17 protein-coding genes and 2 pseudogenes are annotated in these 24,363 nt (G+C 42.0%); 9 read left to right on the top strand and 10 right to left on the bottom strand.

Translation table 11 applies throughout. The annotated features are described in order from the left end of the window. Positions 1 to 67: 67 nt before the first annotated feature. The 4 genes and pseudogenes from L6471_RS02160 to preA form a co-directional block, all read left to right on the top strand. Positions 68 to 457 (top strand): annotated as a pseudogene (locus L6471_RS02160) (DNA-methyltransferase); the annotation flags it as partial. Between the two features lie 853 nt (positions 458 to 1,310). Then, positions 1,311 to 1,514, top strand: coding sequence for a hypothetical protein (locus L6471_RS02155; protein ID WP_237797167.1), 204 nt, complete (start codon positions 1,311 to 1,313; stop codon positions 1,512 to 1,514). After that, positions 1,457 to 1,879 (top strand): AAA domain-containing protein, encoded by a 423-nt coding sequence (locus L6471_RS02150; protein ID WP_237797166.1) that lies wholly within the window; start codon positions 1,457 to 1,459, stop codon positions 1,877 to 1,879. Before L6471_RS02155 ends, L6471_RS02150 begins: the two co-directional genes overlap by 58 nt. Before the next feature lie 230 nt (positions 1,880 to 2,109). After that, entirely contained in the window at positions 2,110 to 3,636 is a 1,527-nt protein-coding gene (preA, locus tag L6471_RS02145) for an NAD-dependent dihydropyrimidine dehydrogenase subunit PreA (RefSeq protein WP_237797165.1), read from the top strand. A gap of 157 nt (positions 3,637 to 3,793) precedes the next feature. Here preA and L6471_RS02140 read toward each other — a convergent pair whose 3' ends face one another. From L6471_RS02140 to L6471_RS02130, 3 genes are all read right to left on the bottom strand, one after another. Further along, positions 3,794 to 4,387 carry a hypothetical protein gene (locus L6471_RS02140; RefSeq protein WP_144263844.1) on the bottom strand — a complete coding sequence of 198 codons (594 nt, stop codon included), beginning with the start codon at positions 4,385 to 4,387 and terminating at the stop codon, positions 3,794 to 3,796. Between the two features lie 98 nt (positions 4,388 to 4,485). Beyond that, the gene (locus L6471_RS02135; RefSeq protein WP_237797164.1) at positions 4,486 to 5,895 is read right to left on the bottom strand and encodes a hypothetical protein; all 1,410 of its coding nucleotides are present in this window, start codon (positions 5,893 to 5,895) and stop codon (positions 4,486 to 4,488) included. Between the two features lie 107 nt (positions 5,896 to 6,002). Continuing rightward, positions 6,003 to 6,545 carry an NAD(P)H-dependent oxidoreductase gene (locus L6471_RS02130; protein ID WP_237797163.1) on the bottom strand — a complete coding sequence of 181 codons (543 nt, stop codon included), beginning with the start codon at positions 6,543 to 6,545 and terminating at the stop codon, positions 6,003 to 6,005. Positions 6,546 to 6,795: 250 nt separating this feature from the next. Here L6471_RS02130 and L6471_RS02125 point away from each other — a divergent pair, with 250 nt between their 5' ends. Next, positions 6,796 to 8,292 (top strand): metallophosphoesterase family protein, encoded by a 1,497-nt coding sequence (locus L6471_RS02125; protein ID WP_237797162.1) that lies wholly within the window; start codon positions 6,796 to 6,798, stop codon positions 8,290 to 8,292. A gap of 152 nt (positions 8,293 to 8,444) precedes the next feature. Here L6471_RS02125 and L6471_RS02120 read toward each other — a convergent pair whose 3' ends face one another. From L6471_RS02120 to L6471_RS02105, 4 genes are all read right to left on the bottom strand, one after another. Then, positions 8,445 to 8,750, bottom strand: a complete 306-nt coding sequence (locus L6471_RS02120; protein ID WP_006283112.1) for a DUF6804 family protein — start codon at positions 8,748 to 8,750, stop codon at positions 8,445 to 8,447. A 238-nt stretch (positions 8,751 to 8,988) separates the two neighbouring features. Further along, entirely contained in the window at positions 8,989 to 10,974 is a 1,986-nt protein-coding gene (locus L6471_RS02115) for a RagB/SusD family nutrient uptake outer membrane protein (protein WP_094448675.1), read from the bottom strand. 13 nt (positions 10,975 to 10,987) lie between these two features. Continuing rightward, positions 10,988 to 13,999, bottom strand: a complete 3,012-nt coding sequence (locus L6471_RS02110) for a SusC/RagA family TonB-linked outer membrane protein (RefSeq protein WP_373886437.1) — start codon at positions 13,997 to 13,999, stop codon at positions 10,988 to 10,990. A 374-nt stretch (positions 14,000 to 14,373) separates the two neighbouring features. Then, entirely contained in the window at positions 14,374 to 15,435 is a 1,062-nt protein-coding gene (locus tag L6471_RS02105) for an FMN-binding protein (RefSeq protein WP_237797160.1), read from the bottom strand. A 406-nt stretch (positions 15,436 to 15,841) separates the two neighbouring features. Here L6471_RS02105 and L6471_RS02100 point away from each other — a divergent pair, with 406 nt between their 5' ends. Both L6471_RS02100 and L6471_RS02095 read left to right on the top strand, forming a co-directional pair. Continuing rightward, on the top strand, positions 15,842 to 16,249 hold the full coding sequence (locus L6471_RS02100) for a DUF2442 domain-containing protein (RefSeq protein ID WP_027454302.1): 408 nt from the start codon (positions 15,842 to 15,844) through the stop codon (positions 16,247 to 16,249). A 26-nt stretch (positions 16,250 to 16,275) separates the two neighbouring features. Next, positions 16,276 to 16,584, top strand: coding sequence for a helix-turn-helix domain-containing protein (locus L6471_RS02095; RefSeq protein ID WP_237797159.1), 309 nt, complete (start codon positions 16,276 to 16,278; stop codon positions 16,582 to 16,584). A gap of 510 nt (positions 16,585 to 17,094) precedes the next feature. Here L6471_RS02095 and L6471_RS02090 read toward each other — a convergent pair. After that, a complete protein-coding gene (locus L6471_RS02090) occupies positions 17,095 to 17,244 on the bottom strand; it encodes a hypothetical protein (RefSeq protein WP_237797158.1) in 150 nt (49 codons plus the stop codon). Between the two features lie 211 nt (positions 17,245 to 17,455). Between L6471_RS02090 and L6471_RS02085 the strand changes: the two genes are divergently transcribed. Both L6471_RS02085 and L6471_RS02080 read left to right on the top strand, forming a co-directional pair. Continuing rightward, positions 17,456 to 17,725 (top strand): TIGR03905 family TSCPD domain-containing protein, encoded by a 270-nt coding sequence (locus tag L6471_RS02085; protein ID WP_074614518.1) that lies wholly within the window; start codon positions 17,456 to 17,458, stop codon positions 17,723 to 17,725. A gap of 326 nt (positions 17,726 to 18,051) precedes the next feature. Next, a complete protein-coding gene (locus L6471_RS02080; protein ID WP_237797157.1) occupies positions 18,052 to 18,849 on the top strand; it encodes a helix-turn-helix domain-containing protein in 798 nt (265 codons plus the stop codon). 849 nt (positions 18,850 to 19,698) lie between these two features. On the opposite strand, the pseudogene L6471_RS02075 reads toward L6471_RS02080, so the two are convergent. Further along, positions 19,699 to 21,012, bottom strand: a pseudogene (locus L6471_RS02075) (glycoside hydrolase family 43 protein); the annotation flags it as partial. Between the two features lie 94 nt (positions 21,013 to 21,106). Then, entirely contained in the window at positions 21,107 to 24,199 is a 3,093-nt protein-coding gene (locus tag L6471_RS02070; RefSeq protein WP_237797156.1) for a glycosyl hydrolase family 28 protein, read from the bottom strand. Positions 24,200 to 24,363: the final 164 nt, after the last annotated feature.

The raw sequence follows: 24,363 nt of genomic DNA, 5'->3' as shown, positions 1-24,363 counted from the left end.
ATGGATTGTTCCTTCTTCTCTAACTGTAGCTCTGTTGTAAAAGAGCTACAATCAGAATACGGAATCAACTTATTCTACGGAGTTCATCATCTGGGCACGAAAGTCACAGAAAGTTCCTCACTACTATAATTACGAGCTGATGAAGCACATCAATGGTGACAAACAGATGACCGACGTGTGGCGCCTGCCCGCTATTGCCCCTTGGGAGAAAGCCTGCACAAAGCATCCCACGCAAAAACCGCTAAGCTTGCTGAGTCGTATCATTCTGGCATCCACCCAGCCAGGAGCCTGGATTCTCGATCCCTTTGCAGGTTCTTCTACAACAGGTATAGCCGCCAACCTGCTTGGCCGTCGTTTTCTCGGTATAGAGAAGGAAGATGAGTTCGTAAAAATCAGCAAGGCCCGTCGCGAAGAGATTGAGGACGTCAAGACGTTTGCCACGTTCAGAAGGAAGATACCTGATATCGTCAAGGCTGAGGACACACAGACAGACCTGTTCATGTGCCATGAATCAGATCTGATAGTGCGTCTGCCTTTCTTGGAGGAAGAAATTGTAGAGAGAACCGACGTGCTGATGTATGCAGCCAATATGACCACTCGTAAAAAAACAGAACCTGTTGGCAAGTTGGCCCTTGGCATGAAAGAGGGCGAACTGGACGATTTGATACTCAGCAAAATTGGCTACATCATGTTTCATTATTGGAACAACCAAGAGGCAACAGCATACCGCATCACAAACTCTCCGCGGATAGTCAGCAAGCAAGATATTCCAGATGGCTATCTTCTACGTCTCGCCACCAATGTCCAGAAGTTCCTCCTACTGGAATATGTCCCCGGCAAGCCTGCCGACATCGGAGCGTTCGACATCATGAAAGTGCAGCGCAAAGGCAAGGGACGGTATATGCCGTTTGTAACTCAGCTGGACAATATAATATAATCGGCAACCGCTTTAATTCGTTTTGCACGATAGACACGTGATTGTTGAAGGAAGATGTAAAGTGTAAGATGGCTAATGTAATATTCAACAGATAAAAGCGTTATACGAAATATGGACAAAGAGAATAAATTGATACTATACAAGGATGAGGAAGGCAGGGTGAGTGTGAATACTCGCTTAAGGAATTGAGCGAAGAGGGAACTCGAAAGAAATTCTTACAAGTTCGTCAAGAGGGCAAAAGACAAGTGCGTCGAAACCCGTGAAGCGGTTGAAAAATCTTAATGATGACTCGAATAGTGGCGACAGTAGTGGAACTGGCGAATCTTGAATCTGTCAAAATGATAGAAGAGGACGCTAAGAAGAAGGTGTAATTATGGATTGTAAAATGCCAAACACATTCATCATCATAAAAGGGCAGCCCAAGGCTTTGCAGATAGAGCAGTTCCAGATGGGCGATAATGGTGTGTACGAGGTGAAGTTTAAGCCTTCACCTCGTACATATCATTATAGTGATGTGGTTTGGTTGAAGGATGCCGTCTGGCAGACGACATCGCAAATAATGCTTTTGGATTCCTAAAGCGTATTGCACAGGTTAATGAACTGGGTAAGGATGAAGAGCATGGTGGCATCCTTCTTGCGCTTTATGAAAAGATAGATTTCATTGACAAGGAGTTGGCCGCAGCCCCATATCTTAACCCAAATGAATATCATGTCAAGAGGCATCGTGTATCTGATTTGATTTTTCCTTTTGGCTGTAACTCCTGTCAAGAGAAAGCCGTAAGGTGTGCTTTTGAGAACCAAATCAGCGTGATTCAAGGACCTCCTAGAACAAGAAAGACGCAGACCATCCTGAATATCATTGCCAACATCTTGGTACAGGGAAAAACGGTGATGGTGGTCTCTAACAATAACTCTGCAACAGCCAATGTGTTGGAGAAATAAATCTACCACGTTTCACCAAAATCGGGCAGAGGGTCGTTTCTGTGCAGAACGAGAATGGTGGTGACACGGTCGGTATTCGATTTTTGTTAAAATAGAGCCTTAAATCGTTGGTTTATACCTGTATTTTTAGTATATTTGTATACGAAGTAATTCTTTTTGAGCTTTAAGTAATATATTGAGCCATCGCGTGTTATTTATTCGCATTGTTAACTTTAAAACACCTATTGACTATGATTCATTTTGATAATTATCCCTTCATTGATATCTCTGAAGTGAACAGATGTTTACTTTGTCATGATGCACCTTGCACGGCTTCTTGCTGCAAGCAGATGCCAGTAGGCGATATCCTTCGTTCGATATATTTCTCGAATGGTATGGGTGCGATAAACAGGATGGATGGCAAGACCTGTGCTACCTGTGAAGCCCCTTGTGAGCAGGCCTGTGTCTTGAATCAGCACACCTATCCGCTGCCGATCAAGTCTATTCTGAATCATCTGACAGAAGGGTCGCTCTCGCAATATGAGGCGTTGACCTCAACCGCTGACATGCCCGATATCTCTACCGATATCTGTGGTGTAAAATTAGAAAATCCATTCATGCTCAGTTCCTCTGTGGTAGCGAGCAATTACGAGATGATAGCCAATGCTTTTCGGGCAGGATGGGCAGGTGTATCGTTTAAGACGATTTGCAATTTCCCTCAGCATGAGGCTTCTCCACGATTCAGTACAATCAGTAACCATGCCAATGCCTTCTGTGGATTTAAGAATATCGAGCAGTTGAGCGATCATAGTGTAGACGAGAATATGGAAGTGTTCCGTCAGCTCAAGGCAGAATTTCCAAATAAGGTGATTGTGGCCTCTATTATGGGACAAAATGAGGAAGAGTGGACCACACTCGCTCGAAAATGCGAGGAAGCTGGCGCGGATGTCATCGAGTGTAACTTTAGTTGTCCGAATATGGAAAACGATAAGTTGGGTATCACGATTGGACAGGATGCTACACTGATAGAACGCTTTACCCGTGCTACACGCTTAGGTACGAATTTGCCGATTCTAGCCAAGATGACGCCGAATATCACCGACATGGTACCGATGGCGATTGCAGCTAAACGTGGCGGTGCCGATGGTATAGCGGCCATCAACACGATTAATAGTATCACAGGGGTAGACTTAGAGAGTCTGGTGGCTAAACCTGAAGTACACGGCTACTCGATGGTAGGCGGCTATTCCGGACAAGCCGTGAAGCCGATAGCATTGCGCTTTATCAGCGATTTGGGGCACAGCGATGAACTTGCCGATATGCATATTAGTGGTATGGGCGGTATAGAGAGTTGGATAGATGCCGTAGATTTTCTCGCCTTAGGAGCTAACAGTCTACAGGTAACGACTTCGGTTATGCAGTATGGTTATCGTATAGTAGAAGATATGATCAGTGGTTTACAGTTTTATCTGAAAGCCATCCACATGGATCAGTTGAAGAAACTGAGCGGTGTAGCACAGAAAACGGTGGTCAGTCATACCCAGATAAAGCGCGATACCATACTCTATCCGCAATTTAATCACGAACAGTGTATCGGTTGTGGGCGCTGCTATGTGGCTTGTATGGACGGTGGGCATCAGGCTATCGCCTTCGACACCAAGACACGGAGACCAAAACTGATTGGTAGCAAATGTGTGGGATGCCACCTCTGTCGACTGGTATGTACCCGTTCGGCTATCGGAGTAGCACGAAAGCGAGTAATCCCTAACCAAGCATAGCGTATTTTGTAAGTATATATAAGGATGCAGGTTGCATCATTTAGAAGAATCAATACGAATAAAGGGCGGCATCTGTTCTGTTTCTGTAGAACATGATGTCGCCCACATTTGATCATTTCATATACAATGATCAGATCTGGTTATATAGGAAATACGTTTACTTTTTACGATGGTCTTCTATCGTGTACCCCTTAAAGTTAGCAGCAGGGTAGTGGAAGATAGAATCGTGAATATTGCCAGCTTTGAAATCGAAAATCTTCACTGTCGTCCAGAAGAAGGCCACTTTGATACGCAAGTAAAGCGGGTAGTGAGTTTTCTTATCGATTACCCCAATTGCCTGACGGATACCAAAGATTTTACTCGATTTCGGTTTCAGACAGATCTGAATGCCATCCTTGCAATAAGACCAGCTATAGATATAATCGTTGAGATCATATTTAAACTTAGACAAATATTTATCTTTGCTGTCGTCGTCAGCCCGATAAATACCTACAGTCTTCTTTTTCTTATCTACCTGATAAGCCGTTACACCATTATTCCACGACATATATCGGGCTTCGGCATAGCGACTCTTCTTCCCTTTATACCAGATGGTGCCTTTCGTCTTATATAAACCGATGATATTGACATCATAGCTCAGTGTGGAACCTTCAGGACCGAATACCATATGGTATACACTGTTAAAGAGTTTCCGGGCTTCTTCTGCATTATTATCAGCACGCATCGTGGTGCCCGAAAAAAATAAGAGCAACAATATGCAAGTATATTTGGTTCGTAGAGAAAGCCATTTTGTGCGAAATGTTTGATAATGATTGTTTGTGTGTAATTTCATAAGCTAAAACCAATTATTTAATACTGAATGACAGCCAGTTTGCCATTCTTAAAATATAGATAATTACCCGTACCATAGATAAACAGTTCCCACCAGCCATTATCGGTTACGGTGCTCGTCTTGTCTCTCGGCATACCCCACGCTGCCTCGCACATCGGTTTGGTAAAGTCTGGTTTTACCATACCCTGTACAATCCATTTCGCATTTTTGTCGCCATATTTGTCGGCGAGGATGTCGAAATAATGCTGCTTTTCGTTTTTATCCGATACACCCGAAAGCGGATGTCCGTCAGCGGGTTGCAGATAATACGCCAACGAGTCGCTCGTCAAGGCGATGCCTTTGTAAGGCTTAAACGCATCATTGTCTTGAAGAACGAGGTAGGGTATATAATAGTAATTGCTCCCTTCGCCGGGACGAAGAACCGGGCGAATGCCTACTACTTTATAATAGCGATTAGAGATTTGACCACCTACGTAATCGTTCATTCCAGCCAACTGCTGATTTCTCGCGATAACCGGCATATACTTCTGTTGTGGCAATTGGCGAATGTAAAACGTCTTCCCCTTGAGCTGGTTGATATGACGATACAAACTGTCGCCAGCATACGCTTGGAGGCACTGTCGGGCATAATCACTTGGTGTGGTGATATGGTCGAAAGTACTCTCGTTTTCGATTTCCAGATAGCGTTTGATACGATAATCATCCATCGAAATAAACTCAGCTACGAGACGGTCGCGATTAATCGCCTTGTATGGCTGAATATGGTAGACGATATGAGGGTCTTTCTCATAGTCTGTAAAACTGGCATATTTATCAAGATACGAAAAACCGCGGAAGGTGAGGTCGCGCATGATATGAGGTGTGCGAGCTAACCATTGGTGCACATTGATAAAGTACAGATGATGGTAATAGGATTTGGCTTTTTCGAAAAGTCCAAAGGGCACCTCATGCAGTCGAATAGCAAAAGGTGTATAATAGTTGGCGATAATCTCTCCCTTGAGCGATTTATCGGTATCATACGGTTTCTGGTAAAACAAATCTTCAAGAATCTTGGCAGCATTGCCATCCTTTCGATGCAAATAGAGGGGCAGATGCAAAATGACATCCTCCAGTTCATCATCCACCCGAATACGAAGATTGATCGAAGAAGTCTCCACCTTACCTGTGAAGATATAACGATATTCTTGCACTACGACCTGTCTGCCCAGAATATCAGTGGAGACCTGCTCGTCAGGAGTAAAAGTACCATCATTCCATGCATCAGAAACATAGACATATTTCAAGTTACGATTGCCATTCTCGTAGGTAGGAATTACAATCGGTTTGCCAATCAACGATTCTAAGTAGTTGAATGATTGTGTGCCATGGCCCCAAGTATGCAATGTATATAGAAATAAAAAAAAGGTACACAGTAATAATTTCATCATATCTTCCGTTTTCTCATGCGAAAATACGAATATTATTTGGAAAACAAATATGTTTGCTTGAAATAAATGATGTAATGATGGTAGATTTTACTGAAATGACGATTATTCTATCGGATGAGCTTTACAATCTTATTGACATGCTCTTGCACAGCGCGGGCTGCAGCTTCAGACAAATGCCCCGAACCAGCATTGAGTAAACCTCCAGTAAAGACGCCACCTAAATATTCCATATTACAGAAGACTGCGCTCACCTTAAAGCGATTCAGGATATCCTGATCGGTTATACCCAAGTTACCACCCTGATAGATTTCTGTTGGAGCGCCAGCAGTAATGCCGAATATAATCTTTTTACCTTTGAGTGCTGTTCCCGTGCTGCCATAAGCCCACCCGTGAGCGAAGGTTTCTTCCCACCAGCGCATCGTAAGTGCTGACATCGAATACCAGAATAAAGGTGACTGTACGATGACAATATCAGCTTGCAGCAGTTTCTGCTGTTCAGCCTGAATATCAATTTTGAAGTCAGGATAAAGTTCTGCGAGATTATCCACTTCTATACCTGGAATAGCTTCTGTAAGTTGCTTAACGATTTCCTTGTTTGCTACTGAATAGTCTTGATACGAGTGACCGGTTACCAATAAAACTTTTGCCATAATATAGTGTTTTTAATGCGTAATATAAAAAATAACTTGTATTGCAAATATACGCTTTTAAATTGATAAAACAAGAAAATCGCTCTTTTATTACCGAAAAAATGTGGCTTAAATGGATGGCACACAGTCGTTTTAGCTATAAAAATTAAAAATACGAATCGAAAAATTAAAAATCATGTTGCGGTTTCAATTTTTATTGTATCTTTGCTATTAGTTTTTTTAGGGTAGATCAATATAAGCGTATTTATGTATGAAGAAGTTTTTTTCTATGTTAGTTGCAATTTTGGCATCAATATCTATTTCAGCCTCTAATGGCTTTACAGTCAGTTCAGTTTCATCTATTTCATCAGGTAAAAAGATTATGTTATGGACCGACTTGCATGTCATGAATCCTGCTTTGCTGGTCAATGCCGGTAATGCATGGCAGAATTATCTGGCATCCGATCGAAAGATGGTCGACAAGAGTTGGGAGATTTTCGATGGGATGGTTGATTTCGCTTTGGCTGAAAAGCCTGATATGTTGCTGGTTGCTGGCGATTTGACGAAAGACGGTGAAAAGCAGAGTCATGCTTATGTGGCTACAGGCTTGCAGAAACTGGTGGATGCCGGTATTCAAGTGTATGTCGTTCCAGGCAACCACGATCGTGGTACGAATAGCAATGCGGTAGCTTATGATGGTGATGTGGTTACTCCAGTAGAGGTGGCTGATGATTCATTTTTTGAACAGACATATGCTACGATGGGGTATCAGCAGGCTACTGCACGCGACGAACATTCGCTCAGTTATATCGTGAAGCCTTTTCAAGGGCTCACGTTGCTCTGTATAGATTCACGTCAGGGTAAATTAGCCGACGGAACACTGCTTTGGGCATATCAGCAGGCTGTTGCTGCGCGTAAAGCGGGTGAGAAGGTCATCGCCATGATGCACCATGGACTCATCGAACATTTCTATAAGGAAGACTTTTTCAATAGTACGGCTTTGGCAGAATATCACGAAACGATAAAGGATTCACTGCTCAGTGCAGGTGTACACGCAGTATTCACAGGTCATTTCCACACCTCCGATATTGCTAAAGACTATGTCGACAGCGAAAAGAATTCAATCTACGATATCTCAACCGGCAGTTTGATTTCTTACCCTTGCGACTTTAGAGATATGGTACTCAGTGATGATTTGAGCACTTTAACCATTCAAACTCGCATGGTAACAGGATTGGCTTCTGAATCTGATTTCTCAAACTATGCCAAAGGACGTTTCCAGTCGAGTGTTCGAAAGATTTTCGAAGCTCAGAATCCGCTTTCTGCATCCATGAAACAGTTGATGGCTTCAAGTTTGGAAACGATCTATGACAGACTGATAGAAGGAGCTACCCTTCAGGCTGAAGGGAATGAAAATTTAAATGAACGTTCTGAAGGGGTGATTACCGATTTGACCGCTACCCTAGGTTCCATTAAGAATTTGTTAGGTGAATCAGCTGCGATGTTCCCACTTTTTGTGTATGGCGAAGATATGATAGCGAGTATGCTTACCGACCAGTCTCCATATCTTACCGACCGCGTGAATGTAACTAACGATCGGGAACTTTCGATAGCTTTAGACCATGTGAATACGGGAATCACTTCTATCGCAGATACTACGACGGCAAACTCTGATGACCTTTGGTATACTGTTCAGGGGGTACGTGTTCAGCAACCTACACGTGCCGGTGTATACGTAAAAAATAGGAAAAAGATGCTAGTCAAATAATTAATATGTCGAGGAAAAGAGGATTGTCGAGGAAAAGAAAGGCCTCAAATAAACATGGATAGTTTCGTCAAAAAGACAATCCCATAAAAAGGAATAAGTTCTATTCACGAGGTATATGAAAAAAGAAGTAGTTTTTATGAAACGGATAAAGACTACTTCTTTTTTTTCTTAATCAAATCATTCTCTATACAATAAAGTATAATCAGGAAACTTCCGAGAACAATATCGATAGTATTCCAAATCGGTTTATCAAATTTAAACTTGAAAAAAGGTTGAAAAAGGATAGCCAGTCCCGTAAAGAGTGTTCCCAGAACATTCTTATTATCTTTAAAATAGAAGAATGCATAATAGACAAAAAATACTGCTGACGCTAAACGAATGAATTCGTAATAACCATGTTGCATGTCGAGCGTAGCAATAAAGAGGACAAATCCCCATATGAGTTTCATATATTTCATGGCTTAACTCCTTTTACAATAATTCTATTATCGTTCTATGATGTTGCTATTCTTTATATATATTATTCACGTTTCTAAAAAAATGGTCTCAATGTGCCTTATTGTTGACTAATTAGTGCAAAGATACAGATTTATATTTAAAAAACAATATATTCTTATATTTTTCTTTCCAGTAAAAAAAAGTTCTGACCGATATCCCATCGGTCAGAACTCCATCTCTTAATCTGTTGAACTATATTTATTTAAAGTCATATCCTGGATTTTGATATGCAGCTTTCTCTTCAGGAGTCATCTGGAGAGCATTTAGTGTACCCTGTGGGATAGGAGCGAGGTACAAGTGCTTCTCGATAAAGCGTGTGTGAGTCTCTGGAGTATGGAAACCTGGTTTGTCACCGCAAATACGATACGTCTTAGCTTTATCCTCCCAAGTCTGGGTACGAATCAAGTCGAAACGACGCTTGCCTTCACCAAAGTATTCGCGCATACGCTCATCCAATATATAATCGATGGTGATGACCTGAGGAGTAGCGTCAACCATCTCTTTACTGTAGTCGGCACTTACTGGTTTGTTATCGTTTACATTATATACCCATTTACCAGCACGAGCACGAAGTGTATTCACCAAGTCGCGTGCAGAATAGTTGGCTTCTGTAGTAGCCCCCTTCACAGCAGCTTCTGCAGCGACGAGATAGAACTCAGAGAACTTCAGAATGTTGAAAGGACGAGTACTACCAGCATTTGGCTGACCTAAGGTGTTACCGTTGTCTGTACGGAAAGGACCCTGCTTGTACAACATAGGGTAGCACAGACGGCTAATACCCTCAGTACCGATAACATAGTCTGCACGACCAGGGAGGGTACCTGCGCCGATACCATCTTCTCCAGGATTACCATCCTTCTTCTGATCATCCGTAGAAATAGCAGGATAGTTGATAGTTTCGCCTTGTGGCTCATCGATGAAGCTCAAAATAACATCACCAGGCTTCACAGTCATGCCGTTCGCATTAACCACCTCAGCATCTTCTATACCACCTTTATTCCAGTTGCCATGGAAGCGAGTGGTGAAGGTGCCATCATAACGAGAATCGTGTACTTTATCCTTAAACTCGTTTTGGAAGATATCGATAGGAGTAGCCATACGAGTCCATGGGCGACCCAATGCCTGAACAGCTTCACGCTGAACAGGGTTCATGTTACTGCCATCTTTCTTCTTACATACCATAACGGTATAGTTCCAGCAGCCCATCCATGATACGAAGTTATCAGGAGCACCACCGCTACCATACGTGAGACTACCCTGATTATACTGTTCGCTGGTCTCGGTATGGTCAGCATACAACATCATCTCCTTGTTGCGATCATATTCACCCGAAGTAGTCTCGTAATAAGTATCCATCAGGCCATAGATACCAGGATTCTTAATACCTTCAAGAGCCGTATCGTAAGCCTTTTGGAAATAATATTTTGCATCGTGTCCATCAGGATCAGTACGTGAACACTCAGGATAGGTAGCGATATTATTCGGATTTTCGAGCCACCACGCATAAGTAAGGTATGCCTGAGCCAAAACTAATTTAGCGACATTCTTGGTAGCGGTACCGGTGAGGCGAGGTGTCTCAGGAAGATTCGCCACAGCCTTCTCCAAATCAGGGAAGACGGCACGGGTATACACCTCAGGAACGGTGTTACGAACAGAAGTACGAGCCGTAGTGGTATTAAATTTCAATTCGCCTGCACCCAGATCCAATGGTACACCACCGAAGGCCTGTACCAGCTGGAAGTAATAGTATGCGCGGAAGAAATAAGCCTCGCTGATCAGAGCGACATCCGTATTGGTCTTTTCACCGTTCTCAATAACACCACTGGCACTATTGATATATCGGAAAGCAGTGCCCCACAAGGCGTCAGAACGGCTTGTACCAGCCTGGATACTCCCCTTGCTCGTCAGGTCGGCATCCTTAAAGTTACCGTCTGCACTCTGTGCATAGGTATATTCGTCAGTACCTGTTTCGCAATAGTTAAAATAATACGCATTACCATAGAGATCGCGAAGCGAAGAATATAAGGCAGTAAGTCCACCCTCAACACCCGTAGTACTTTCGAAGAAACCTGGGTCATAATCACTTCTTGGCTGTTCATTGAGCACATCGCTACATGAGCTTAATACCGCAAGTCCCATGAGAACCGTGCTGACAGTTGATATTTTGAAATATTTATTTTTCATGTTTGTTAATCGTTTAGAAGGTTAAGTTAATACCGAACAAGATGTTACGTGTAGATGGTGTGTTATAACCGATTACAGGCATCTTATGTGCTCCAGTCCATGAGGTAACAGCTGATGTACTACCATCGTTAGCGAAGGTGTTGGTTTCTGGGTCAAGACCACACTCGTTGGTATAAGGAGAGAAGAGTACGAATGGGTTTTGGATAGTAGCATAGAGGCGGAGACGGCTGATACCGAAATCTCTTACGGCTCTTAGCTTATCAAAGTTGTATCCCAAAGTGATGGCACGTACTTTAAGATAACCTGCACCGAAATAGCCTAATGTGCTGGCATACTTAGGGTTATCGCCACTTGTTATACCACCTGGTTTAGGGTATTTAGCACCAGTATTCTCTTCTGTCCAGTAGTCTACGTCGAGGTTACCGCGACGACCTGACAACATATTGAGATAACCATTACCACTGTGTATGGTAGAGATAACCTTACCTCCAATCTGGAATGCACCGATAACAGTGAGGTCAAAGTTCTTATAACCTACGGTTGTATTGAAACCACCCATCAAGTCTGGTTCCATGCTGATGATTTCACGGTCGTTATCGTTGATGGCGCGGGTAGGAGTGCCGTCTTCATTATATTCACCATGGTAAGCCACCTTAATCATACCGACGTTACCATTAGGTTCGAGGATATTCAGATAAGGATCACCCTCTTGCCACAGACCGATCTTATTATAGTCGTAGATACAGTCGATAGGATGACCAACGAACCAGTTGTTGCCTTCATCGCGATCAGCACCTGAAGCCAAAGCTACCAGTTTGTTTCTATTCTGATAGAGGTTGATACCCATATCCCAGTTCCAACCATTCTTATTATCGATGATGGTTCCGTTCAATGATAATTCCCAACCTTTATTTTGTGTCTTACCGATATTACCCGTATAACTGTCTACACCCGATGTAGAAGGGAGAGATACAGAAAGCAACAAGTCGTTGGTCTTTTGGGTGTAATACTCGAAGGAACCTGACAAGCGGCCACCGAAGAGGGTGAAGTCGAGACCAAAGTTCCAGGTAGAAGAGTACTCCCAACCTAACTCCGTATTAGGTAGTGTAGATACATAATATCCAGTTTTGTAGGTAGTAGGACCGAAGTTATATGCACGTGTACTCAAAGCACCTAAGGTAGAATAAGGATTAATACTCTGGTTAGAGGTTTCACCATAACCTACACGGAGCTTCAGTGCATCAATCCACTTCAAATCTTTCATGAAGTTTTCTTTCGCAATATTCCAACCTGCAGAGATAGCAGGATAGGTATGCCACTGATGTCCTTTAGCCAAACGGGAAGAAGCATCTGCACGGAAAGCGACACTCAACATATATTTGTCGGCATAAGAATACATCGCACGGCCCATCCATGATACCAGACCACTCTGCCAATAGCGCTGATTACCCGGATTTACGGTTATTTCACCAGCTGCTGCACCAATATTATAATACTGGAAGTATTCTGCTGGAATCTGCTGACCAGACATGTTGGTCTGTTCGAAACGGGTCTGTTCAGCTGAATACATACCTACGAGATTCAGTTTATGATCTTTCGCAAAGGTATGATCGTAAGTAATCAAGTGCTCGATAGCCCAGTTCTTCGTAATATTATTGAGTGTAGAAGCGTTGTTTGGACTGGTTGCATTATCGCTGCCTATACCAGTACCGGTAAATGCACCATTCTTAGACTGTTTGTAGTTTAAACCGACATTTACGCGATAGCTTAAACCATCTACCCAAGGGCATTTCACTTCGGCAAACATGGTGTTGTAGCTACCGAAAGCTCGTGTCTCATTGACATAAAGTTCATCGAGATGTTCTACGACATCACGGCTGAAAATATAGGTATGGTCGATAGGCATATTAACGACACGCTTTGGATTACCATTTTCATCGTAAGGTGATGCCAATGGGCTCATACTCAAAGCATTGTACATACCTACCTGTGAACCGTTCGTGATATTATAATTATTGTTGGTCGTCAAACCGACATGGAAGTATTTACCTACATTCTGATCGAAGTTAGCACGTACGGAATAACGGTCGTAGCCCTGGGTAGGGAGAACAGACTCATCGTGATAATAACCAGCACCGATAGAATAGCTACCACCCTTTGTACCACCACTTACGCCCAAGTCATGACTTGTAGTAACACCTGTGCGGAGCAACAGATCTTGCCAGTCTGTGTTCGTATTATCGTCTTCCTCAATCGTATTCTGATATTTACCGGCATACTTACGCATCGCAGCAAATTTCTTTCCATCCATCATTGGATACTTTTTGAAAGTATTCTTGAAACCGACGTAAGCATTATAGGTAATTTTGGCTGGAGCACCCTCGTAACCCTTGGTGGTGGTAATCATAATAACACCGTTGGCACCACGAGAACCATAGATGGCTGTTGCAGATGCGTCTTTCAAGATATCGATACTCTTGATGTCTGCTGGGTTGATATCACTCATGGTTCCCATGAAAGGTATACCGTCGAGTACGATCAGAGGGTCGTTACTTGCGGTCAATGAGCGCTGACCACGAATTCTGATTTGCATTTCAGCACCTGGTTTGGTAGAGGTCTGTGTCATCAGCACACCGGCAACTCTACCTTGCAAAGCCTGTGCAGCATTGGTTGCAGCAATCTGATTTAACTTTTCACCATTTACATTGGCTACAGAACCGGTTACCGCTTCTCTTCGCTGGGTACCATAACCAATAACGATGACATCATTCAAGCTGCGACCTTCTTCTTCTAAGGTAACTTGAACCGAATTTTTACCGCCTACTTGTACTTCTTTGGTTACATAGCCGATATAAGAGATGACAAGCGTAGCTCCTGATTTGACATTGAGCGTAAAGTTACCATCTAAATCGGTTACAGTACCGTTATGAGTGCCTTTTTCTAAAACTGTGGCACCAATCAGTGGACCTTGTGAATCATTGATAGTACCTGTAATCTTTTTAGCTTGTTGTACGGATTGCGACATATTAACACCTGTCTCAGCGTACACTCCGAGTGGATTAACAAGTCCCAATGTGGCACCTAATCCAACAATTAAGGTTGTTTTGCTAAAGTTTTTAGACATGTTATTAAGGTTTATGTAATTAGATTATTTTGTTTACTTGCGGACAAATATATGGAATAAAACAAAAAAGTACTTTGCAAAACGTATCATTTACTTTGCAAAACGTATTATATTGCATAAAACTACTATAAAAGCACGATTTATGAGTGTATAAGCGCTTTTTCTTAGGTGTATAAGGTTAAGATATGGAAATAAAAAACCCCTGATGATAGAATATCACCAAGGGTAAATAAAAAAAAATATTGTACTTTGCGAACTATTAGAGCAGTTCTCTGTTAAGCCATTTTAATGAAAGTGCCCGTAGGACATACAAATCGACAGTAAGGTCTCGGCACGAAATAGGATAATAGGATGAAAATAGCTGCTAATATCAAGACGACTACTGATGCAGAGGTAAAGATAAATGCGCTGAAGATTTCATAATCCATCCATTCAAATCCGATACCGCACAACATCAATACGGTTAGCGCAGCCCATAATATTTTTCTGAATCGATTAAGCATCACGATATACTTGGACTTGATCTTCCACTTCTTCTTAGAGGTCTTTCCTACCAGTTCTTGCAAAGATCCACATGGGCAGATATAGTTGCAATAATAATTCTTTTTGCCGAAAAGTGGATATATGAAAGCCGTAATCAGCATGATGACCGGTATTATGGATACGTACCAGTTGATACCATTCGACGCATAACTCAAGAAGAGGGTATAACTTAAGAAACTACCACTCCAAAAGCCGAGTACGATTGTATTGAGTATTTGTTGTATCGTACGATACTTTTTGCTCTTATAATATAAAGGTATAATAGCAGCCATCAAGACAACGATGAGTCCTGCTATCGTCTTTATACTCAGATCAAACTTGTCCCAGATAGATGGTTCTTTGGCATTTTTTGCAGCGTAAGCCAATCCCACTTTCATATTCCCGATAATAGCTCGAGAAGAAAAAGTAGCACCACTCACAGCGTCTACCTTTAAGGCCAAAGCCTCTTCAGGAGTCTTGCCATTCCATTTTGTCAGTAGAGCTTTTGCTTCGTTAAAGAATTCAGGTGTTTCTGTATTCTTTAGTGCCTTTACCTGAACGATTTTTCCCTCTTGACTGAGATATATTTCCAATGGCACTCTACCGGCATATCCTGTGATATCTTTGCCTAACGTAGAGGTATTGATCACTCGAGTGCCATCATCCAGCGTGCGCATAGGTTCTGCCGCCTGGATAGTATCTTGTGTTGTTGTTGTTTGCTCTTTGCCGAATATTCTCCCGTCACGTTGATAAGCTGCACCCATCACTAAAATGATGCAAACGAGCAGAAGAGCGATTTGCTTTACTTTTTTCATGCTTTTAATTCATGTTTTTAAAATATATATATAGCTCCAACCTATTTTTCAAAGCAGTAATCATACGGTGCTGACTGACTGTGGTTTATGATTTGAACCGTACAAATGGACTTCTAGGAAATCACTCAGAAGAGTATCATCATCAGTTCTGCACGTATGCGATGCAAAGATAACGAAAAATCACCAGAAACATTTTTTTTGGCAAAAAAATTGTTGGTATCGAAAATAATTCCTATCTTTACATTGTCATTATAAAATGAGATCGAGATATGCCAGAAGTATTTAGATTCTTTGGATTCTCCTTCTTCTTTTACAGTAAGGAGCATGAGCCTGTCCACGTTGAAGGGAACGGTGGCATGGCTAAGTTCGTATGGAACGGAAAATAGTTAATAAAGGGGGATACGTTATGAAGATTACAAAGATTTGGTTTACTGCTGATCATATATTCGGCAGAGACGAAGAGGGAAAGGAGTACAGCCAGTCGTTGCTCTGGTACCCTAAGTTGAGGACAGCATCCGATGACGAACGTAGCCAATACACCTTTGGCTATGACGGCATCCATTGGCGTAGTCTCGATGAAGACATCAGTTTTGAGAGCTTTACCTATGAAGATTCAGAGCCTTCAGCCCTTCAGCGTTTCTTCCTGACCCACAAGGAAATCAACGTGGCAGAATTTGCCCGTTCTATTGGAATGAACGCCACACTACTGCGTAACTATATCAATGGCTTCAAGAAGCCTTCTGCCGAAAGGGAAAGAGAAATCCTCGCCCATATTCATAAACTTGGTAAGGAGATGATAGCTGCCTGCTTCTAAACTATAGTGTATTCCAGCAAGAAATTATGAAGGATGTAATTGCACGACTGAAGGAACATCAGTCGCCCACACCTTCCAAATGGAGGGAAAGGGCAGAGTGGAGGCAGCAGAACAAATCGTGGTTGCGACACTCCCAGCGTATTGCTGTGAAAATGCTGGAGAAAATGGATGAACTCAGCATGACCCAGAAGCAGTTGGCTGATATGATGGGGTGCAGTCAGCAATACGTTTCAAAGGTTCTGAAAGGTCAGGAGAATCTTTCTCTCGAAACCATGTCGAAGATAGAAGACTGTCTGCACATTTCTATTCTCAAAGAAGAATTGGAGATGGCATAAGTAACCATAACCTTAAGGGAAAGGAAATTGCTGTGAAGCGAGTGAAGTGTGACTTCCATTTTCTGTCCCTTTAGGTGCATTTATCTTTGTAGTTCTTTGTATATCTTTATAATCTGGCGAAAAATCGAAGCATATTTTATCTCAAAGTCGGACTGTTAAAAAGTGTTGGAGCAATTTATTTGTCCCTCTGTGTACCTCCAGCCTCTGTTTTTACCCCTTCTACGTATGATGTCAATTATTGCTGGAAGAAATAAGGTTTAGTTTAGGTTATGGATATTTAATATGGGAATAAACTAAACCGTTCATTGGTCAAGTATACCGACTTTCTCATCTCTTTCTTTTTTGACGGCAGAAACCAGACTCCTTTAATACAGATGTTTGGTTGTTTGGAAATATAATTTCTGCAACAAAATGTATTTATTGCCGAATCTATATAACTGTACAAAACTACTACACTTCTGTCTAATAGTAGTATGTTTGTACATAATAGTGTTATAAAACTTGATTTAGTCAAGGGGTAATTTCAGCCAGTTCCATGATGTCTAACATCTTGAATAGGACTCCATCAATAGATGAATGCCAGCTTTGATGAAAGTGACCGTAATACCAATGTGTAAGTGTCTCGGGCACTGCTCTCAATTTGGTATAGATTGTATCCATTGTCTCACGTTCCTTCTGTACGTCATCTAACAGACTGTTGTCATATATTACTTAAAGACAATGAAAAAGGTCTCTTTTTGTCTTGTTTATGATTAGATTCACTTAAAATATCGTATCTTTGCAGTCACAAAAACGAAATATATCTTTTACGACAAAAGATACATAAGATTAAGAGACAAAAACATTTAAACACAAAAAAGGAACAAGAAAGATGGAACAAGTAACATTTGAAACTTGCGGAACATGTGCTAAGGCTATTCAGTTCGAACTAGACGATGAACTCTGTATCCACAATGTACAGTTTATAGGTGGTTGTCCTGGTAATACCGTTGGTGTATCGCGAATGGTAGAGGGCTTAAAAGCCGACGAGGTGATGAAGCGACTTCGTGGTATTCATTGTGGTGCGAAAAGCACTTCTTGCCCAGACCAACTGGCTCAGGCGATCGAAAAGGCGTTGGCAAAGCATGGTATAGCCTCATGATTTTACGATAACTGCAAGACTGATTTATAATTTTGAATCAGTTATAGCATCCCCAATAGTGCTGAACAAAATGGTTTTATGATCACGCTTTTTCGATGAAGCCATCCTGTTCAGCACTTATTTTTTCTAATTCCTGATATTAACCATAAAAACTGCCACCAAGTAACAAACGGCGTGAGGTGTTGAGATTAAGCAAAGTTTTTTTTCTCGCTAACCGACAGAAAACATCGTTTAGTGTTGTAACCCAAAAAAAAATTTGGCGTTTTGGACATTTTTTTATATATTTGCGAGATTAAACATATATTATATTCAAACGGAATATTAGAATGACTTTATATTATTTTGTATTACTTTCAACTTATAATAATATTAGAGCACGTTATTTGAGTACCATGACGATTCATATGAGAAATGCAAAACAACTCATGGGCTGGCAGCATTGGCTCATTATAGGTCTTGTGGCTTGTATACTTTTATTACTGGCCTATATTGGAACCATTCATGTAAAAAAGCACACAATTCATAAGGATAAACAGAATCATTTTTTTTCATCAGGTTTAAGTGATCCGTATGCATCGAAAGCCGTTTATCCGAATCAACAGGATAGAGATGAGCAGGTCACAATTCAGCAGAAACAGGTCGCGGAGCCTAACGATTCTCCTACTGTTATGCCCACTATGAAACAGGAAGAAAAGGAATATGACTCTAATGAATTAACTCAAGAACAAATTCTTAAAGCCCGCCAACAGTTGATTTTAAGTCAAGAAGAGAAAGATGCCAAGATATTCAAAATGCTTCAGGAGCTGATAGAGGGCGAAAAACTGTATCTTAATCCCTCTCTTTCCAGAGCCATGCTATTAAATAAAACGCATATCCAGAAATCCCAATTCAGTCCGATAATCAGGAAATTTACGAATAAGTCATTTATCCAATATGTAAACGATCTTCGCTTAAAGCATGCGATAGAGATGATGCGTGAACATGAGGACTATACGATAGATGCCATCGCCATGGAAAGTGGTATGGGATCGATCCAAACATTCTATCGAATATTCACGGAGCGATATGGTATCGCTCCTAATGAATATCGAAAAATTTTAAATGCTAAAAAAGAACAGAACTAAAATGGAAAAGCTTTAAAAATTCTTTTCCATTGTCCATCCTTTTCTTTGTAATAGTAATGGTGAGTTACCAGTAAACCATTTCGCTGCTTCCTGGTCGCCCTTCAACTGCCAGTTAAGCCATGCGATAGCTGGAAATCTGAATTCGCCACCATGCGCTTGGCGATAAGTGCCACCATGACCTACAGGGTAGTTGATGGCAATCGCCTGAACATGATTGATACGATGGTAATCGTCCATACCATTGTTATAAGCGATATCTTCTTTTCCACCTAACATATATAATATAGGTGCATGTATCTTTTTCAGTTGATCCTTACTTGGCATAGGCATATTAGGAATTGTCAAAGAAGCGTCGGTAAACAGTCCACTGTTACAGATCAGATAAGCAGAAATGCGAGAATCGGCACCATTGTATAGCGTCTGTAATCCACCGCATGACATTCCCGATGCACAGATTGCCTTCGTATTGATTTTGTGATACAAAGGACTCTTTTTGTCTTTATTTTGTGCCAAAGCCCAGTCTATCGATTCTATCTGCTGTTGTGCGGTAGACATATCGCCATGATAAACCTCATCGTTCTTAGGAAGATAGCCGGTTGCAATCACTAAGTACCCCTGTGATGCGATTTCATTCAGAAACTTATAATGTTCCCATGGTGAGTTAGAGCAGGCTCCATTTCCCCACACCAACACAGGCAACGGATTATTTTCATTGAAGGCAGACAAGTCTTGTGGCATAAACACGGTATGCGCCTCTAAACCTTTGACTTCGCTCATGATAGCCGGATACTTACCGGTACCACCATTTTCTACTATACGCGAATAGGTCACGTGACCTACGGGTTCGTTATCCATCTGCCACCAGTCAAGATTCATCAGACTCTTACCCGCCTTGCCTTTGAATACCAAATATAAATCGTGTACACCTTCTACAGCCTTCAGTCGGGTTTCGAACGTGCGATAGGTTTCTTCACTACCGGTAGACTTGATATTGAGCGTACCCAACAAGGTTCCTTTTTTGTCGTCGATTCTCACCTCGATCTGTCCACCGAGCACAGCAGCGGCATTCATCTTCATGGTATGAGCAGCCTTTCTACCAAAGTCAACCGCCTTGAGCTGGATATATTCATTGGCATTCACATCGGTAACGACGATATCTTCAACCCCTCTCTTGATTGTTTTCAGTCCATATCCCCAAGCCATCGTTTCAGCCTGAACCTTTTGATACGGATTAAAGGTATTGGCAGGAGCGACAACCACATCCTTGAAATAAGGAGATTCTACGATTGTGCCATCTTCACGATAGTGGAGTGGGAAAGCACCGACAGAGCGACGTTCTTTATGTTCTTTAATACTGATGTTTTTCAGATCATAATTTAATCCAAATCCATAGCTCTTACCTCTGAAGTCGATGATACCAGGGTGGTTACCACGGGTACGATCAGTAGGAGCCATAACATAACCCTTGAATTTCCAAGGACCGAGTGCGTTATCACTCATCGCATAACCGATACCTTCAGGACAGCAGGTAGAGGCGTAAGCCAGATAATAATGGCCATCGCGCTTATAAAACCAAGGACCTTCCTGATAATGTTCCGGCACATCGTGTAGTTTCATCACGTCACTCTTGCAGCTGATCATGTCTTCATTCAGCAAGACACAGTATACATTAGGATTACCCCAGTACATATAAGCCTGTCCATCATCATCGATAAACACCGATGGGTCGATATCATTCCAGTGCTCTTTCTGCCATACCAGCGGTTTGCCGATAGGGTCTTTAAATGGACCATAAGGACTGTCGCTGACGAGTACACCGATACCATGACCGTGTATCGGACAGTACATATACCACTTACCGTTACGTTCAACGACACATTCCGCCCAAGCGCCATTCTCCTTATCATTCCAGGCAAAATCTTTCAGCGATGCCACCGCACCATGATCCTGCCAGTTTACCATATCGGTAGAAGTATAAAGCAGCCAGTCGTACATTTTAAATCCTTCAGCATCATCCTCATCGTGCGTGGTATACAGATAGATGGTATCGCCATGCACATAAGGAGCAGGGTCTGCCGTATATTTGGTTTGGATAATAGGATTCTGAGCCTGTACACTCAGTACACTGCCAGCAAGCAGTGGGAAAATAAGCATTCTCTTCATTTTAATAGGTATATTAGATAATATGGTTTTAGTTATTCTTGGGCAAAGATACGATATATGAGAGAAACTTATTTTGTCGTAAATACCATTTTTTTTACTTTTTGTACAGTTTGCAGGTAAATCCACTCAAGTCGACATCTGCGTTTTTGATCATTAATGGTTTTTTGACTTTGATAAGGCAATTTTCAAATCGTATGGCATCTCGCTTGATGGGAGCATCAGGGTATCCTTCTATCACTCCGGCGTTATCTGCTGTACCCGTAATATTCCTGATGACGATATTTTTCAATTGGGTGAGTGGTGAGCATGCCGGTTCATCTTCCCCCTTCATTCGCCACGCCATCTGTACACTGATCATATTCTGTGCTTTAGCGATAGCAATGTTGTCGAAGGTAATATTTTCGATAACACCACCTCTGGAAGGTTGACTCTTGAAGCGCATAGGATTCCAGTTTTCACCTTTCATGTCGCAGTTGGCTACGACTACATCTTTAATATCTCCGCTTACCTCACTACCGATGGCTACACCGCCGTGGCCATAGTCAAAGTGGCAATTTTCGATTTTTATCTGACCGGCATATTGGTTGATTCGTCTGCCATCCACACCTTTACCGCTTTTGATAGAAATACAGTCGTCGTAGGCTTTAATATGACTATCGGTTATCGAGATACCGGTAGAAGAGTCGATATCAATTCCATCGCTACTTGGTATATAATCTTCGGCATCGATACGGATACCGTGTACTGTAAAGCCATGCGTATATAAGATATGTAAGCACCAGAACGATTGATTCCTGAAAGCAACATCACGTAGCTCACCGCCATCGCAACGGTTAAAACAGATCACTTTAGGTCTGCCATATACCGACCAACCTATTTTCTTCCATTTTAATCCCTGGGCATCGATGAGTCCCGGTCCATACACCCTACAATCTTCGTTGTCATCTACATTGATGAAAGCCGCTCTGGCTTTTTTCATTCTACCTTCCCATCGGGTTTCGATAATCGGATAAAGAGTCGTGTCTACGATACTCGTCAGCACAGCACCTTTCTCGAGTTTCAGGTCAACCCCTCTGGTCAGAAAGATGGCACCGCTTTGATATTTTCCCTTAGGCACAACGACGACACCACCACCATCAGTATGTGCCTGGTCGATAGCTTGCTGAATAGTAGCATATTTCTTGAGGTTATATTCCTGGGAACGTCTTTTAACGACAATGATTTTACTGCCCCAACCTTCAATAGGGAGGTTGATACGCATCTTATTGCCAACTACAGTAGCCGATAATGCTGTCGTTTTACCCGTTATAGCATCCCAAAGTTCTACATCACCCATACAGTTGAGTTCAAGCATCAGGTTTTCATCTTTTTGTCGCTGATTCATGACAAAGAAGATATGATTTTTACCTACTTTTCTCGATGTATACACGATACTGTCGTTGGCTTCGCCGATAATCTGTAACTGTGCAGTTGGCAAATAATTACGCAGTTGATCCGTCCAAACCGTATCCTTCAGTTGAAGAGCAGTCTGTATCGGTTGAATAGCTGTAAGTTCCTGAAAGTTGCGGGTCGACATCTGAGTAGGGATATCCCCCCAATAGACCACCTTTCCGCCACGCGCCGCAAATTCCTTGATTTGTCGCCATGCTTTAGCGGTGATAACATCAGCCGTCGGTATGATAAGCGTGTGATACTGCTGTCCACTCTTGTTGATCAGTTTCCCATTGACAGGAGTAATCGCCTCATCCAGCGCATCGTCGGTAACGAAGTCGAAGTCATACTGGTGAGTTGTCAGCAGATGGCCGATTGCTTTCATCTGGTCGTATGCCTTATTGTTACCCATCCACAGGGTAGGGATAGGGACATAAAGAGCCACCTGGGCATTCGCCTTACCCAACTGCATCATATAGGTAGCACGATTAACATAATCGTTGAGTGCTTTCATACCCGGTTCTGCCATATATCCATGCGCACCCGACTTGCTCATCCAGAACATAAATTCAAAGAAGTTGATACCTCGTGCTATCTGATAGTCTACTACATACTTCGCTGTTCGGGTATCCAGAGGAGCTCTCCAAGCTGCAAAACTTTCGCTGAAAGCCCGCTCCTTATTATATAGGTGTGCCGTAGACGAAGCCAGACGAGGAAATTCAGTGTCAGGATTACCAGGCCATATTTGCGTCCAGATGACGTCGATACCCGGTATTTGTACCTTATTTAATAGTCTGAATGGTTCACCCGATAACTTGATACACCACGGCAGATCATCATCTTTATCCAGATGGGTAATCGATTTTACGCCATGCTGCTTACACCATTCCGCAGGCTTAGCAAAGAAGTTATTCGCAAATAGTTCACTCCATACATCCCAATAATCCGCTTTAGCAGCTTTAATCTTAATAATCTCATTCTCAGACAGTTGACGATTCTCTTTTAAATTACTTCTTAGGTAAGGGAAAGCAATAGACTGTCTTTCGTTTTGAATGATATAGCTAAGATAAGGGGTAGGGTCATATCCCTTTTTTGTCCGAAATATATCGATGATATCTGTGGTCCATGGCACCCTTTGAAAGGCTGGTTCATCGCCTCTGAATCCTAATACAGTGGTACCCAATAGCGGACCCAATGTGCGTTTGTACTCTTCGTGTGTCCACGCGATAAACTGGTCAACCGCTTTTGGATCGAGATAATCACAGAGCGAATTCTTTTCATCCTTTCCACCCGTAGGATTATTGACGCAGCGCGTATTCGAAGAACGTCGCACCGCCTTCACACTGTCGCCATCTTTCACCAAAGCTTGCATACACAGATCAGGACGCAATTTAGAAAATTTACCACCAGCCATACCACTAGGATATTTTCCCTCATCGATAATCCACATTTTCATATTTCTGGCCTTACAAGCCTCAGCCATCATCTTGACGTTAGCAAACCATTGTTTGCTAAGATATTCGATGCCCATGTGATACCCCGGTTCAATAATCACGTTACGAAATCCTTTGGCTTGAATTTCGTCCAGATCCTTATGGATTACCTGTTGATTAATTTCTCCATCCCAACCCAAGATAACATGGTTACACTTATCAGCAGGAGGATTGATAAAATCGTGTAGGTTTTGAGCCTCAGCACAAACAGCAGAAGCAGACAACAGGCATCCAAGAATAAATTTATGCAAATAGTTTTTCATCGTTTTATCTCATCATCACATTATACGTGCAAAAATAAAAAATATCAAAAATCTTTAACTTTAATTTTTGATATTATACCTACAAAAAAATCCTCCTTCGAATAAACGGAGGGGGATAAACATTCAATATCTGAGATTAACTATATTATTTCCTAGCTTCACAG

Origin of the sequence: Segatella bryantii, from assembly GCF_022024215.1 — a bacterium.
Lineage (GTDB): Bacteria > Bacteroidota > Bacteroidia > Bacteroidales > Bacteroidaceae > Prevotella > Prevotella bryantii.
Note: the sequence above shows the minus strand (reverse complement) of the source record. Positions and strands in the feature narration are given on the sequence as shown.